This window comes from Stenotrophomonas riyadhensis (assembly GCF_040256885.1).
Taxonomy (GTDB): Bacteria; Pseudomonadota; Gammaproteobacteria; order Xanthomonadales; family Xanthomonadaceae; genus Stenotrophomonas; species Stenotrophomonas riyadhensis.
Window position 1 is genome coordinate 4,176,816 of record NZ_CP155568.1, and the last position, 13,349, is coordinate 4,190,164.

Annotated in this window: 16 protein-coding genes; 9 read left to right on the forward strand and 7 right to left on the reverse strand. The window is 68.0% G+C overall.

Annotated features, from left to right (window positions below):
- Positions 1 to 20: 20 nt before the first annotated feature.
- Entirely contained in the window at positions 21 to 659 is a 639-nt protein-coding gene (locus tag SriyCCGPB3_RS19255; protein WP_032129575.1) for a response regulator transcription factor, read from the reverse strand.
- Positions 656 to 1,756 (reverse strand): sensor histidine kinase, encoded by a 1,101-nt coding sequence (locus tag SriyCCGPB3_RS19260; protein WP_110713915.1) that lies wholly within the window; start codon positions 1,754 to 1,756, stop codon positions 656 to 658. The genes SriyCCGPB3_RS19255 and SriyCCGPB3_RS19260 overlap by 4 nt, the downstream gene beginning before the upstream one ends.
- Positions 1,757 to 1,912: 156 nt before the next feature.
- On the opposite strand from SriyCCGPB3_RS19260, the gene SriyCCGPB3_RS19265 reads away from it, so the two are divergent.
- From SriyCCGPB3_RS19265 to SriyCCGPB3_RS19275, 3 genes are all read left to right on the forward strand, one after another.
- Entirely contained in the window at positions 1,913 to 2,335 is a 423-nt protein-coding gene (locus SriyCCGPB3_RS19265; RefSeq protein WP_110713916.1) for a DUF2141 domain-containing protein, read from the forward strand.
- A 26-nt stretch (positions 2,336 to 2,361) separates the two neighbouring features.
- Entirely contained in the window at positions 2,362 to 3,885 is a 1,524-nt protein-coding gene (locus SriyCCGPB3_RS19270; RefSeq protein ID WP_350259633.1) for a carotenoid oxygenase family protein, read from the forward strand.
- Between the two features lie 62 nt (positions 3,886 to 3,947).
- Positions 3,948 to 4,664 carry an ABC transporter substrate-binding protein gene (locus SriyCCGPB3_RS19275; protein WP_153854649.1) on the forward strand — a complete coding sequence of 239 codons (717 nt, stop codon included), beginning with the start codon at positions 3,948 to 3,950 and terminating at the stop codon, positions 4,662 to 4,664.
- Positions 4,665 to 4,741: 77 nt separating this feature from the next.
- On the opposite strand, the gene SriyCCGPB3_RS19280 is transcribed toward SriyCCGPB3_RS19275, so the two are convergent.
- Complete coding sequence (locus tag SriyCCGPB3_RS19280; RefSeq protein ID WP_153854650.1) at positions 4,742 to 5,641, reverse strand: LysR substrate-binding domain-containing protein; 900 nt, start codon at positions 5,639 to 5,641, stop codon at positions 4,742 to 4,744.
- A gap of 98 nt (positions 5,642 to 5,739) precedes the next feature.
- Between SriyCCGPB3_RS19280 and SriyCCGPB3_RS19285 the strand changes: the two genes are divergently transcribed.
- Positions 5,740 to 5,919, forward strand: a complete 180-nt coding sequence (locus tag SriyCCGPB3_RS19285) for a hypothetical protein (RefSeq protein WP_110713920.1) — start codon at positions 5,740 to 5,742, stop codon at positions 5,917 to 5,919.
- Here the strand turns inward: SriyCCGPB3_RS19285 and SriyCCGPB3_RS19290 are convergent.
- On the reverse strand, positions 5,916 to 7,463 hold the full coding sequence (locus SriyCCGPB3_RS19290) for an alkaline phosphatase (protein WP_350259634.1): 1,548 nt from the start codon (positions 7,461 to 7,463) through the stop codon (positions 5,916 to 5,918). The genes SriyCCGPB3_RS19285 and SriyCCGPB3_RS19290 overlap by 4 nt on opposite strands.
- 118 nt (positions 7,464 to 7,581) lie before the next feature.
- Here SriyCCGPB3_RS19290 and SriyCCGPB3_RS19295 point away from each other — a divergent pair, with 118 nt between their 5' ends.
- Positions 7,582 to 8,376 carry a D-alanyl-D-alanine carboxypeptidase family protein gene (locus SriyCCGPB3_RS19295; RefSeq protein WP_110713922.1) on the forward strand — a complete coding sequence of 265 codons (795 nt, stop codon included), beginning with the start codon at positions 7,582 to 7,584 and terminating at the stop codon, positions 8,374 to 8,376.
- Between the two features lie 5 nt (positions 8,377 to 8,381).
- Here SriyCCGPB3_RS19295 and SriyCCGPB3_RS19300 read toward each other — a convergent pair whose 3' ends face one another.
- Positions 8,382 to 8,975 carry a TetR/AcrR family transcriptional regulator gene (locus tag SriyCCGPB3_RS19300; protein ID WP_110713923.1) on the reverse strand — a complete coding sequence of 198 codons (594 nt, stop codon included), beginning with the start codon at positions 8,973 to 8,975 and terminating at the stop codon, positions 8,382 to 8,384.
- Positions 8,976 to 8,991: 16 nt separating this feature from the next.
- The gene (locus SriyCCGPB3_RS19305) at positions 8,992 to 9,588 is read right to left on the reverse strand and encodes an NAD(P)H-dependent oxidoreductase (protein ID WP_350259635.1); all 597 of its coding nucleotides are present in this window, start codon (positions 9,586 to 9,588) and stop codon (positions 8,992 to 8,994) included.
- 126 nt (positions 9,589 to 9,714) lie between these two features.
- Between SriyCCGPB3_RS19305 and SriyCCGPB3_RS19310 the strand changes: the two genes are divergently transcribed.
- Positions 9,715 to 10,248 carry a hypothetical protein gene (locus tag SriyCCGPB3_RS19310; RefSeq protein WP_110713925.1) on the forward strand — a complete coding sequence of 178 codons (534 nt, stop codon included), beginning with the start codon at positions 9,715 to 9,717 and terminating at the stop codon, positions 10,246 to 10,248.
- Between the two features lie 73 nt (positions 10,249 to 10,321).
- Here SriyCCGPB3_RS19310 and SriyCCGPB3_RS19315 read toward each other — a convergent pair whose 3' ends face one another.
- Entirely contained in the window at positions 10,322 to 11,149 is an 828-nt protein-coding gene (locus SriyCCGPB3_RS19315) for an isocitrate lyase/PEP mutase family protein (RefSeq protein WP_180847461.1), read from the reverse strand.
- A gap of 166 nt (positions 11,150 to 11,315) precedes the next feature.
- Between SriyCCGPB3_RS19315 and SriyCCGPB3_RS19320 the strand changes: the two genes are divergently transcribed.
- The 3 genes from SriyCCGPB3_RS19320 (at position 11,316) to accB (ending at position 13,346) form a co-directional block, all read left to right on the forward strand.
- Positions 11,316 to 12,044 carry a DOPA 4,5-dioxygenase family protein gene (locus tag SriyCCGPB3_RS19320; protein ID WP_180860324.1) on the forward strand — a complete coding sequence of 243 codons (729 nt, stop codon included), beginning with the start codon at positions 11,316 to 11,318 and terminating at the stop codon, positions 12,042 to 12,044.
- 319 nt (positions 12,045 to 12,363) lie between these two features.
- A complete protein-coding gene (aroQ, locus tag SriyCCGPB3_RS19325) occupies positions 12,364 to 12,807 on the forward strand; it encodes a type II 3-dehydroquinate dehydratase (protein ID WP_110713928.1) in 444 nt (147 codons plus the stop codon).
- Between the two features lie 59 nt (positions 12,808 to 12,866).
- On the forward strand, positions 12,867 to 13,346 hold the full coding sequence (gene accB / locus SriyCCGPB3_RS19330; protein ID WP_049443248.1) for an acetyl-CoA carboxylase biotin carboxyl carrier protein: 480 nt from the start codon (positions 12,867 to 12,869) through the stop codon (positions 13,344 to 13,346).
- Positions 13,347 to 13,349: the final 3 nt, after the last annotated feature.

Genomic DNA, 13,349 nt, shown 5'->3' on the forward strand with positions numbered 1-13,349 from the left:
ACATTCCTTGCCACGTCCACTCAGATGATGCGCAGGGTAATCGCCTTCAGCACTGCACGGGTGCGATCGCGGGTGCCCAGCTTGTCGAGTATGGCGGACACGTAGTTCTTCACCGTGCCCTCGGCCAGGAACAGGCTGCGCGCGATCTCCTTGTTGCTGTAGCCCCCGGCCAGCAGGCGCAGGATTGCCACTTCACGTTCGCCGAAGGTATCGGTGGGCGGCGCTTCATCGTGGAAGCGGTAACGCGCGCGCACCGGATCGGTACTGACCGGCAGCAGCAGGGTCTCGCCAGCGGCAACGCGTTCGATGGCCTCGCGCAGGTCGGCCGGCGCGGCATCCTTGAGCAGGAAGCCCTGCGCACCGGCCTCGCTGGCGCGCAGCAGCAGATCACTTTCATCGAAGGTGGTCAGCAGCAGCCACGGCGTGGCATCGCCGCGCGCGCGCAGCTGGCGCAGTGCCTCGATCCCATCCAGCCCGGGCATGCGGATGTCACTGAGCACCACGTCCACGCGCTGCGTATCCAGCGCATCCAGCAGGGCCTGGCCATCCTCGGCCTCCAGCACCACGTCCACCCCCAGGCCCTGCAGCAGCGCACGCAGGCCTGCACGCACCAATGCCTGGTCGTCGGCCAGCGCTACGCGGATTGCCGCCGGGCTCATGCCGGCAACCGCGCGGTCAGATGCATGCCGCCCTGCGCGGTTCGGGCCAACTCCAGCCGCCCCTGCACAGCCGCCAGGCGCTCGCGCATGCCGGCGATGCCATTGCCCTCGCGGATGCGTTCGGCGCGCTGGCCATCATCGCGAATATCGATACGCAACTGGGATTCCTCTTCATTGATCGTCAACCACACGGTGTCTGCATTGCCGTGCCGGGCGGCATTGGTCAGGGCTTCCTGTACCAGCCGCAGCACGGTCTCGGCCATCAATGGGTCAGCCACGCGCACCCCGTCGCCGATCTGCAGCTGCAGCTTCGGTCGTGGGAAGGGTGCGGCCAGCGCATGCAGCGCGGTGGCCAGATCGAGGCCGCGATCATCGCGCATCGATTGCACTACCTGGCGGATGTCGGCCAGCAACTCGCCGGACAACTGTTCGGCCAGCACCAGCCCTTCGCGACCGGCCAGCGCAGGGTCAGCGGCCAGGGCGCGCAGGTTGAGCCGCATCGCGGTGAGCTTGTGCCCGGCCACATCATGCAGTTCGCGGGCCAGGCGCAGGCGCTCGGCATCGCGTGCACTGTCAGCCAGCAGCGCGCGGGTGGCCAGCAGGTCGGCGTTGACCCGGGCCAGGTCATCGCGGGCCAGCGCCGTGCTGCGGGCATAGTGCGCGGTCAGCGCGGCAAAGGCCTGGAAACCACCATACAGCAGCACCACCAGCAGGGGCTGGCTGAAGCCGCTGTGGCGCAGCACGGCATACACCGCCAGGTTGGCCAGCAGCGCAACACCCAGCACAAAGCGCGGCGGCCAGTGCTCGGCCAGCTGTGCAACCAGCACCACCAGCAGCACCGGGGCGGTGCCGGTACGCGGCTGCAGCGCAACCAGCACAACCGCCAACAGCGCCTGCAACACCGCAGCGACGGCGCGCACGCGGGATGGCATCGACGCCCAGCCGTGCACCACGAACAGCAGCAGGAACACAGCAAGCAGCAGCAGGCTCAGCCCGGCGCCGCTGCGCTGCACTGCGAACGACAGGCCGACCACCAGCACGGTGACCAGGCCGGCGAGGCTGAGCGGACGCAACAGATGGCGGAACAGGCTGGGCATGGCCAGATGCTGACGGCCGCGCACGCCGGCGGCAATGGGTCCGGCGCAGAAAGTGACTTCTGGCACGTCGAATCGATGACCACTGGCCCTGAACCCGGTGCACCGCCCCACGCAGACTGGCTCCACACCGCCTCACCCACTTCCGGAGCCACCGCCATGATCCGCACCGCCCTGCTCAGCACCGCCCTGACTGCCCTGGCCCTGGCCGGCAGTGCCCACGCCGCCGACCTGGCCGTGACCGTGCACGACGTCCGCGTGCAGACCGGCACCCTGCGTGCTGCCCTGGTTGACAGCGCGGCCGCCTGGGACGGCAAGGCCAGGCCCGTGCAGGCCCAGCAGGCGGCGCCCAGCGGTGACAGCGCCCGCTTCGTGTTCAAGAACCTGCCGGCCGGCACCTATGCCGTACTGCTCACCCACGACGAGAACGACAACGGCAAGCTCGACACCAACCTGGTCGGCATGCCGGTGGAAGGCTACGGCTTCAGCAACAACCCGCAGGTGATGCGCAAGCCGACCTTCGACGAGGCGCGCGTCGACGTGCCGGCGGCTGGCACCGCCATCGACATCACCCTGCGCTGATTCCCGCATCCAGACCCGAGGCCACCATGGACCGTCGCCGCTTCCTTCGTACCCTGCTCAGCAGCAGTGCCTGCCTGGCCCTGGGCGCCACCGCGCTGCGCAGCGCTCCCGCCTACGCCGGCGACCCGGCGCGGTTCGCGCAGGGCATGCAGGAACACCCGTGGCTGCTCGGCTGGCGCAGCGTCGGCAGCGAAAGCCTCGGCCCGGCCACCGTGCAACTGCAGGGAAAGCTGCCAGCGGGCCTGGCCGGCACGCTGTACCGCAACGGCCCGGCCTGGACCGAGCGCGATGGCTTCCGCTACGACCACTGGTTCGACGGTGACGGCATGGTGCATGGCTGGCGCTTCAATGGTGACGGCAGCCTGACCCATCACGGGCGCATGGTCGCCACGCCGAAATTCACCCGTGAACAGAAGGCCGGCCGCTTCCAGTATCCAGCTGCCGGCACCAGCGTTCCCGGTGCGCTGGCAGTTCGAAACAACGACGATGCCAACGTGGCCAATACCTCGGTAACCATGATCAATGGCCGCCTGTTCGCGCTGTGCGAGTCCGGCTCGGCATTCGAAGTAGACCCCGATTCCCTGCAGACGCTGGGTCCGGTGACCTGGCGTCCGGACCTCGCCGCACTGCCGTTCTCGGCGCACCCGCTGCGCGACCGCGACGGCAGCGTCTGGAACTTCGGCTCGATCAGCCTGATGGGTGGCCATGGCCTGCTGGTCTGGCACATCGGTGCGAACGGCCAGCTGCGCAGCGCCAATGTGATCGAAACACCCGAGCATGGCTACCTGCATGCCTTCGCGATGACCGACCAGCACCTGGTGTTCGTGATGATGCCGTTCGATTTCACCGGCGCAGGCAGCAGCTTCTTCGAGCGCATGCAGTTCGCGCCTCAGCGTCCTGTGCGCATCGCGGTGGTCGCCAAGGATGCGCCGGACAAGGCGCAATGGTTCGAGGCCCCGTTCGCGGCGATCTACCACTTCGGCGACGCGTTCACCCGCGATGGCGGCATCGTGCTGCGTGCAGTGCGCCACGACGACATCAATGAGGCGCGCTCGCCGATGAAGGAAGCGATGGCCGGTGATGGCGCACACGCTGCCAACAGTGGCGCCAGCCTGGTCGAGCTGCATCTGGACCTGCGTCGTGGCCAGGCCGGCTGGCAAATGTTGGGCATCAGCGCAGTGGAGTTCCCGTTGTTCGACCCGCGCTCGGCGAACACACGTGGCGCACGGCTGTATGCGCCGACCATCGACGGCACGGCCAATGCGCCGTACTTCAACGCCGTGGCCGCGTTCGACATCGAGCACGGGCGCCGCCAGCTGTGGAACTATGGACCGGACATCATGGCCGAAGAGCATGTGTTCGTGCCGCGCCAGGGCAGCCGCAACGCCGATGATGGCTGGCTGATCGGCACCCTGCTTGACCCGGTGAACAAGCGCAGCGGCCTGGCGGTGCTCGATGCCCGCCACCTGGACGACGGTCCGCTGGCACAGGCCTGGCTGCCGTATGCGGTGCCATTGGGCTTCCACGGCACCTTCGCCGCGCGCGGCTGATTCCACGCCACGCGGACACCGTTATTGGCATGCTGGGTCTCCCCTGCCCCGTGGAGTCCCGCATGTCCCTGGCCGACCACCGACGTACGCTGGCACCGCACGGTTTTCTGCGCGTGGCGATCAACCTGGGCAACCCGGTGCTGGCACAGGGCGATGCGCGCTCACCGCGCGGCCCCTCACTGGAACTGGCTACCGCATTGGCGCAACGGATGGGGGTGCAGGCTCGCTTCACCTGCCACGATGCCGCAGCCTCGGTGGTCGAGGCAGCAGGCGAAGACGGCTGGGATCTGGCCTTCCTGGCCATCGATCCGGCACGCGCCGACCGCATTGCCTTCAGTGCTCCGTATGTGGAGATCGAAGGTACCTATCTGGTGCGCGCGGACAGCCCTGCGCAGCAGGTAGCCGACCTGGATCGCGAGGGGCTGCGCATCGCGGTGGGGCGTGGCGCGGCCTATGACCTGTTCCTCAGTCGCGAACTGCGCCATGCCACGATCGAGCGGGCGGAGACCTCGGCGGCGGCCATCACCCTGTTCGATCAGCAGCGCCTGGATGCCGACGCCGGTGTACGCCAGCCGCTGGAAGCATGGGCGCAGGCGCATCCCGGCCACCGTGTGCTGGCCGACCGCTTCACCGCGATCCAGCAGGCAGTGGCGGCGCCGGCCTCACGCCCGGCCGATGCATTGCGGGCGTTGTTCGAGGAAGTGGAGGCGATCAAGGCCGGCCCGTTGCTTGAGGAAGCGTTCGCGCGTGCCGGGCAGGCGGTCACGCTGGTGCGATGACTGTAGAGTCGAGCACCAGCAGTCGAGCATGGCTCGACGCTACAGATCCAGATGCAATGGTCGAGCATGGCTCGACGCTATAGATGTGCGTCTGCCATGTGCCGCACGTGCTCGGCGGCCTGCGCATGCAGCCAGTCGCGGAACGCGAGGAAGCCACGATGGCTGGCCGAGCGCTGCGGGTACACCAGCCAATGTGGCCAGGCGGTTTTCAGGCGCAGGCTGGACAGCGCGACCAGCTGACCGGATTCCAGCAGCAAGCGTGCCCGCGTCACCCGCCCGAGCGCTACGCCTACCCCGTCCAGCGCCGCACGGTGGTGTGCCTCCGAATCATCCAGCACCGCCACGAAGCGCGGTGGCGGACTCTGCCCACTCAAGGCGAACCAGGCGCCCCACGCGCCGTCGGGATCACCGAGCAGCGGCCACTGGGTCAGCGGTACACGGTCGATGCCCCCCATGCGTTCGATCAGTGCCGGGCTGGCCATCGGCAGCAGCCACTCGTCGAACAGCGGTTCCACCACCAGCCCGGGCCACTGCCCGGTGCCCAACCGCAGCGCGGCGTCGAACTGGCGCTGCCGCTCGAAATCGACCAGGCGTTCACTCGACTGCAGGTTGATCTCGATCTGCGGGTGCGCGGCCACGAAGTGGCCCAGGCGTGGCACCAGCCAGGCCGAGGCCATCGACGGCACCGCACTGATCGTCAGCACGTGCTCGGCGCGTGCCGCATAGGGTTGGAAGGCTTCGTTGATCGCATCCAGATGCGGTCCGACCTGGTCGAGCAGGCGCTGCCCTTCCAGGGTGAGGGTGACACCACGCGGCTGGCGGATCAGCAACGGTTGGCCAAGGCGCTCTTCCAGCTGCCGCATCTGGTGGCTGAGCGCACTGACGGTCACATTCATCGACGCGGCGGCACGCGACAGGTTGCCGAGCCGGGCGGCAGCCACGAAGCCCTGCAGGGCATGGAGTGGAGGGCGGGACATCAGGCTTGAATTCCTCTCAAGGCCACCTTGCGGAAATGTCGCTTTTTACCCGTCCATGCTGCCCGTATCGTGCAATCCACTCAAGTGGAGGCACGCTCATGAACATCTTCAGCGGCTTGTTGTTCCTGCACGGCCACGTGGCCAGCACCGAGCTGGCACGCCAGCTGGCCAGCCCGTCGCCGCCGCCCAGCACCATCCCCGGTAGTGCCGGCCGCTGGCCGGCAACCTCGTCGACCGGGAAACCTGCAGCTGCCAGCCAGCGCCCCGCGCACCCCTAACGCTGCAGTGCCTCCTGCACCGCCGCAGCCACATCGGTGTTGTCGATGTAGCTGCCGTCGTTCCAGCGCACATGCTGGCGGTAACCGGCATCGACGCCCCGCACGCGCTGGCCCAGCAGCTCCGCGCCCGCGCCCTTGGCCCACAACGGCACCAGCGCATTGGAATGGTTGCCGGTCGGGCGGAAGCTCATCCCCGGCATGCGTCCACGGCCGTTGTTGCGTACCGGCTCGAAGGCAACGTTCTGTGCATCCGGGCCCATCGGCATGCTGTTGTCGTGGTCGGTGGTGACGATCAACAGGTTGCGTTCCCAGCCACCGTTGCGCTCGATCCAGTCGACCACCGCCGCCACCGCGTCGTTGAACTCCACGGTTTCCTCGATCAGCCGGCCGTACTGCGGCTGGTCGCTGCACTGGCCGTAGTGCCATTCGGTGCCGCAGGCACTGGTATGCGCCGCCCAGTCGGTGGCGCCGCCTTCCACCATCAGGAACAGGCCCTTGGCCGAACGCTGCTGCAGGAACTGCAGCGCGCCACGCGTCATGGTCGCAAGATCCGGCACGCTGTCGATCTTCCTCACACCGGAAGGCGTGGCCGCATCCTTGCCCAGCACCTGCAGCTGGCGCGCCTGCTGCAGCGTGTTGGCCACGCGCGGCACGCCGATCAGCGGCCGGTCGGCCGGCAGCCGTCCCTGCGCCAGCGCGGCGAACGCCTCCTTGCTGCGGATCAGGCGCCACGGCCCCGACGGATTGCCGGCAATGGTGCTGCCCGCTTCCAGCTGCTGCCAATCCTGCTGCGACACCCATTCCCACGGGTTCGCGCAGCCCTCGGCCTTGGCCGCGCCGGCACTCTCGTCACAGGCGCGACCATCAACGCTGTAGCCGGGACCGCCGGTGCCCATCACCAGGTCCATGTGGCCCTGCGCCAGCATCTGGTGCGCGATCGCGTGATAGTTGTTGCGCGATTCGTTCTGCGCCGCGAACGCGGCCGGCGTGGCATGCGCGAACGGTACCGAAGTCACCACACCGGTCGCCATGCCCAGCCGCTTGGCGCGCAGCGTGTTGAACTCGACCGGATTGCCATCGTTGTTGTAATTGATGGCGTTGTTGTAGGTCTTGATGCCCGAGGACAACGCCGTACCGGCCGCAGCACTGTCGGTGGCGACTGCGGCCAGGTACTGGTAGCCGACGAATGGCAGGTCCTGCGCCGGTACCGGTTCGCCGTCCCAGGCCTTTCCCGCGTCGTAGCCCAGGGTCTGCGCGTTGTCGCGGGTCGGCTGGCTGCTGGCGTTCAACGGGAAGGTGGTTACCGCCAGGCGCTGCGGAAAATCCGCATACGGCGCCCCTTCGCGGCTGCCGTATTGCCAGTAGGCGGCGGCGTCCCAGGTACCCCAACCGGCACCGTCGTTGATCATCACGATCACGTTGTGCGGGCGCGCTGGGCCGGAAGCAACAGCCTCGGCGCGCAGGTTGGGCTGGCAGCCACCCAGCGTAGCCAACGCAAGCAGCAGCGAGGAATGGAGCCAACGGCGTGGCATGCGTGCAGTCATCGGATGTCCCGTCGGGCCAACGGCGGCCCACAATGACGGTACGTTATATCGTTTCAATATTGCAGCTTCATGCAGCCGCCGCGGGCTATCCTGCAAGCCCTCCTCCATCGGCCCATCCATGCCGTCTCCTGCTACTGAGCGCGCGCCGTTGTCCTCGATCACCCTCGATGCGGCGACTTTCGCGGTGGTCCATCAGCACAACGCGGACATCGCGCGGCAACCGGCCTCGCTGACCAAGCTGATGACCGCCTATGCGGCATACGAATGCGTCGAAGAGAACGGAGGCGCGTGGGACGAAGCGGTCACCATCGCCGCCGAGGATGTGCACGCGGTGGCCGATGATGAAACGCGCATGGGCCTGGTGCCCGGTGAAACAGTCACCCTCGCGCGCCTGCTGGAAGGACTGATGATCGTCTCCGGCAATGACGCGGCGCTGGCCATCGCGCGCCATCTGGACGGATCACAGCCTGCGTTCCTGGACCGCATGAACCGGCACGCGCGCCAGCTTGGCCTGCGCAGCAGTTGGTTCGCCAGCGTATCCGGCATCACCACCCCGCACCATGCTTCCAGCGCGCGCGACATGGCAGTACTCGCCGCCTGCCTGCTGAATGACCATCCGCAGATACTGGCAATCACCGCGCAGCGCACGTTCGCGCATGGCAGCTTCGGCCGCAACAACCAGAACGCGCTGCTTGGCGATGACGGCGTGGATGGCTTGAAGACCGGCTACACCCAGGCCGCAGGCTTCTGCCTGGCCGCCACCGCATGCCGGGCAGTGCCCGGGCGGGATCAGCCGGTACGCCTGATCACCGTGGTGCTGGGTTCTGAAAGCCGCGACGCACGCGATGCCCTTGTGCGCGAACGGCTGGCCGCCGGGTTTGCGGCGCTGGCCGACAGCACCGCCGACGCCTGAAGGGCTCAGCGTCGCTTGACCGTTGCCACGATCAAGCGCTGCAGCTCGGCTTCGGCTGCGGCCTTGTCCAGCGCGCCTGCTGCTACGGCTTCGGACAGGGCTTCGGCCGCACCGAGAATCGCCCAGCGCCCGGCCAGTGGCACCGTGCCGTCGGCAGCAAACGGGCCCAGCCAGGTGCCGCAGTTGTCGATGAAATCCTGCTGGTAGCGCCGCCGCACCTCGTGCAGTTCAGGTGCACCGACCAGCGCGGCAAGGATGCCCTGCACTTCACTGCCCTGGCTGAGGATGCAGTCGATGTAGCCGGAGGCGATGGCCGCCGCACGATCGGCCAACTGCGCCCGGGCGCGGCCGATGCGCTCGTTGAAGACCCGCGTCTGGCGGCCGTCGTAGTCATCGTAGAGCGCGGCCAGCAGCCCATTGCGGGTCACGAAGTGATCGTAGGCCACCGGCTTGGTCACGCCCGCAGCCTCGGCCAGCCGCCCCAGCGTCAGCGCGTCGGTGCCTTCGTCGCCGACCAGCGCCCAGGCCACATCCAGCAACTGGCGGCCGCGTTGCTCACGGGTCAATCGGCGGCGCGTGGGAGCGGCATTGGCAGGCATCGGCAGGGCACGGCGGTCAGCGCATCGGAGTACCGATTTTACGTCCGATCGACTCTGCCGACTGCAGATGCGCTTCGGCCGCACCGGAATCCGCATCCAGCAGCAGTTCGGACGACCGCACGCGCGCGCCGCAGTAGTCGAAGATGCCCATGTCGATCTGGGTCTTCATCGCCGCGCCGTAGCCGCGCCGTTCGATCATGTCCGCGCCGGCCCCACCGATGCCGACCAGATGCACGCGCAACCGCTGCAGCTTCTTCTGCACCTTGCCGTCGGCACCGTCCTGGTAGGCCCAGCCCTGGGTGAACACGCGATCGATCCAGCCCTTCAGCAGTGCGGGGAATGACCACCAGTACAGCGGGTAGACCAGTACCAGCGTGTCGGCAGCATCCAGCCGCGCCTGCTCGGCGGCAACGTCGGCTGGTGTTGCGCCGGTGCCACGGAACAGCGCCTGGTCGTGCGTGTTGAAGCGCGGATCGAAGCCTTCGGCCATCAGATCGGCGAGGGTCACGGTGTTGGCGGCATCCGTTGCGGTGATGGCTTCGCCGATGCGCCTGGCGATGGCATGGGTCAACGCGGCGGATTCAGGATGGGCGGCAACGATGAGGGTGTGCATGGGGGATGTCCGGAATTCACTAACTACTAATAGTAAGTAATGACGCCCGGGGCACCAGCGCCATGCGTGGGACGCTGTTTCCGCATCCACCGTATAGTGCGCCGGTTCCCGCTGAGATACCCGACGATGCACCGATACCTGCTTGCCCTTCTGCTGGCCCTGCCGATGGCAATGGCCGTTGCGCCAGCGTTGGCCGGTGAACTCAGCCCGGAAGACTCAGCCACATTGCGCAAGGAGGTGCAGGCGATGATGGACGCCTTCGCCCGTGGCGATACCGAGCTGATCATCGCGCGCACCCATCCCAGCCTGAAGCAGCTGGCCGGCGGCGACGAGGCCTATGCACGGATGACCCGCGACACGGTAAAGGAACTGCGCAAGGCCGGCGTCACCATCATCAGCGACGAAGCGGGCGTGCCGGGCCGCACCTATGCGGCCGGTGACGAGGAAGTCTGCTTCGTACCGCGCCAGTCACTGCTGCGCGTGCGCGAAGCGCCGATGCGCAGCACGTCATTCATGGTCGCTGTGCGGCGCGTCGGTACCACGCAATGGCGCTATCTGGATGGCGCCGCGCTGCCGGACAACCCCGGGCTGTTGCAGCAGCTGCTGCCCGACCTGGAACCAGGCGTGGTCCTGCCGGAGAGTGAGACGGAAGCGCTGTAGGCGTAGGCGCATCCATCCACGCATGGCGTGGATCTACTGTCCCTGCTGGTCAGAGTCCGCACCGAGGTTTCCGTCAATGGAACAGCGCGTTCAGCGCCGCACCCGAGGCCGCCTGCTGCAGGCCATCGAAGCGTCCGTCCTGCACGATCGGCTGGGTCGCCTGCATCAGCCCACCCCACGCCGCACGCGCCAGCGCACCGCCCAGGCTGACCCGGCGCACGCCGAGTGCGGCGATGTCCTGCAGGCTCAGCGGTGTCGGTCCACCGACCAATAGGTTCACCGGCTTCGATCCCGCAGCGGCGACCACCGCGCTGATCTGCTCGCGTGTGTTGATGCCCGGTGCATACAGCACATCGGCACCGGCCTCGGCATAGGCGCGCAGGCGCTGCAGGGTGTCCTGCAGATCCGGCACGCCGACGAAGAAGTTCTCGGCACGGCCGACCAGCAGCACGTCGCCACCCGCGCGGTCGATGGCTGCACGGGCAGCGCGCAGGCGCTCGACCGCCTGATCGATCGAACGCAGCGGTGCATCGGCGACGCCGCTGGCATCCTCGATCGACAATGCCGCGATGCCGGTGTCGATCGCCGCCGCCACCGCCTCCTGCACCGCTTGCGGCGTATCACCGAAGCCATCGCCGAAATCGGCGTTCAACGGCAGCGGCGTCGCTGCCGCCATCAGGCGCAGATGGTCCAGCGTGGCCTGCAGCGAAACCGCTCCGTCCGGCCGCCCTTCACTCCAGGCGCAGCCGGCACTGGTCGTGGCCAGCGCCTGGAAGCCCTGCCGCTGCAGGTAGCGGGCACTGCCCACGTCCCACGGATTGGGCAGTACGAAGCACCCTGCTGCATGCAGCTGGCGGAAGGTCGCGCGCTTGCGTTGGGTATCGGCATCGGGCGAGGTCATGGCAGGCTCCGGGGCGACAGACCTGCACCCTAGCCCGCCCCGCAGCCGCGCTCAATGACGACCAGGTCGAACCTGCATGAGGTGATGCCGCCTGCTTATTGGACGCTGTGGATGCAGGTGCCCGAGCGTGCTTGCCTGCCCACACGATGCCGCCACGGAGCCCTCCATGCACCCGGACCCGCAGACCCTCGTCGACGCCGGCGACGATGACGCCCACTGGGCCGACCTGCTCTCACCCACGCGCCGACGCCTGATCGCCTCGGCCGGACTGGCCGCCGGTGGGCTGGCCAGCGCGTCGACCGCCACCGCAGCCCCGCGCGGCGACAGTACGGTGAACACCACCGAACCCGGGCGCGCTGGCTTCCGCGCCATCGTCCCGCCGCCGGTGAAGGGCAGCAGCCCCTGGGGCCAGGCCACGGCCAGCGAACCGACCCCGCGCCCGGCCAGTGTGCGTCCCGGCGAAGCCACGCTACCCAGCGCCCCGCGCGCGTACACCGACATCAAGAGCTACCACGCGCATATCTACTTCGACGAGGGCAGCTTCGAGAAGGCGGCCCTGCTGCGACGCTGGGCCGCCGAGCGCTTCCCGGTCGAGCTGGGCAACTGGAACCTGGAGCCCCGTGGACCGCACGTCACGCCCTCGTTCTATTTCGGCTTCACCAACGACCTGCTGCCGGTGCTGGTGCCCTGGCTGCAGCTCAACAGCCTGGGCCTGACCATCCTGATCCACCCCAATACCGGTGATGGCCGCGCCGACCATCTGTATTACGCGTTGTGGGTGAACCGGGCGCAGCCGGTCAATGCCTACAATTGGCCGGCGCCGAAGCCCGGGGAACGGGAGCCGCTGGAGGAGGTGTTCCCGAACGTGGTGCCGACGGTGCCGCTGGAGACCTGAGCCGCCCGGTACCAGGGGGCTTCGTGGTGGGTGCGTCGCTCGCTGCGCACCGAACTCCGCCATCCACGCATGGCCTGGATCTACGGCATCACGGCCCATGGCGGCAGCCGCCATCGCCCGGCCTGCCGCCATCGTCGGCCTACGTGCATGCATCCCCGGCCTGCAAGGCGTTCAGCGCGCCGTGATCCAGCGCCCGCCATACGGCCACAAGCGCTCCGGCAGATTTCAAACGTTCGATTGAAACGCTGCAAACTTCGCCGAACTGGACAGCATCCACCGGTTCCGCCAGACTGCCGCCCTTTCCCGTCTTCCGGATCCCATGGCGAAGCTGCTGGTCCTGCACGGCCCCAACCTCAACCTGCTCGGCACCCGCGAGCCGGAGGTCTACGGCCACACCACGCTGGCCGACATCGACCAGGCCCTGGCCAGCCAGGCATCGGCCGCCGGGCACGCGGTGGAGAGCCTGCAGTCCAATGCCGAGCATGTGCTGGTGGACCGCGTGCAGGCCGCACGCAACGACGGAACCGCTTTCATCCTGATCAACCCCGCCGCCTTCACCCACACCTCGGTTGCCCTGCGCGATGCGCTGGCAGCGGTGGCGGTGCCGTTCATCGAGATCCACCTGTCCAACCCGCATACCCGCGAACCGTTCCGCCAGCACAGCTACTTCAGTGACAAGGCGGTGGGCGTGGTGTGCGGCTTCGGTGCCGACAGCTACCGCTACGCGATGGACGCGGCGCTGCTGCGGGTATCCGCCACCTGATTGTCGACCCGGGCGCCCACGGCGCTCTCCTCACCTAGATAGAAACCAAAGAGGCCCTCATGGATCTGCGCAAAATCAAGAAGCTGATCGACCTGCTGGAAGAGTCGAACCTGGCTGAAATCGAAATCAAGGAAGGCGAAGAGTCGGTGCGCCTGTCGCGTGCCCCGGTGGCCGGCTATGCCGCCCCGATTGCGGCCCCGGTGTACGCCGCTCCGGCCGCCCCGGCGCCGCAGGCGATGCCGATGCAGTCGCCGACCGAGGCCTCCACCGGCGGCACCGCCAAGCCGGGCCCGGCACTGCCGGAAGGCCACGTGCTGCGCTCGCCGATGGTCGGCACCTTCTACGCGTCGTCCGCTCCGGACAAGCCCGCCTTCGTCACCGTTGGCCAGCAGGTCAAGGAAGGCGAGACCCTGGCCATCATCGAAGCGATGAAGATGTTCAACCCGATCGAAGCCGACAAGTCCGGCACCATCGTCGCCATCCTCGGTGAGAACGGCCAGCCGGTGGAGTTCGACCAGCCGCTGTTCGTGATCGGCTGAGGG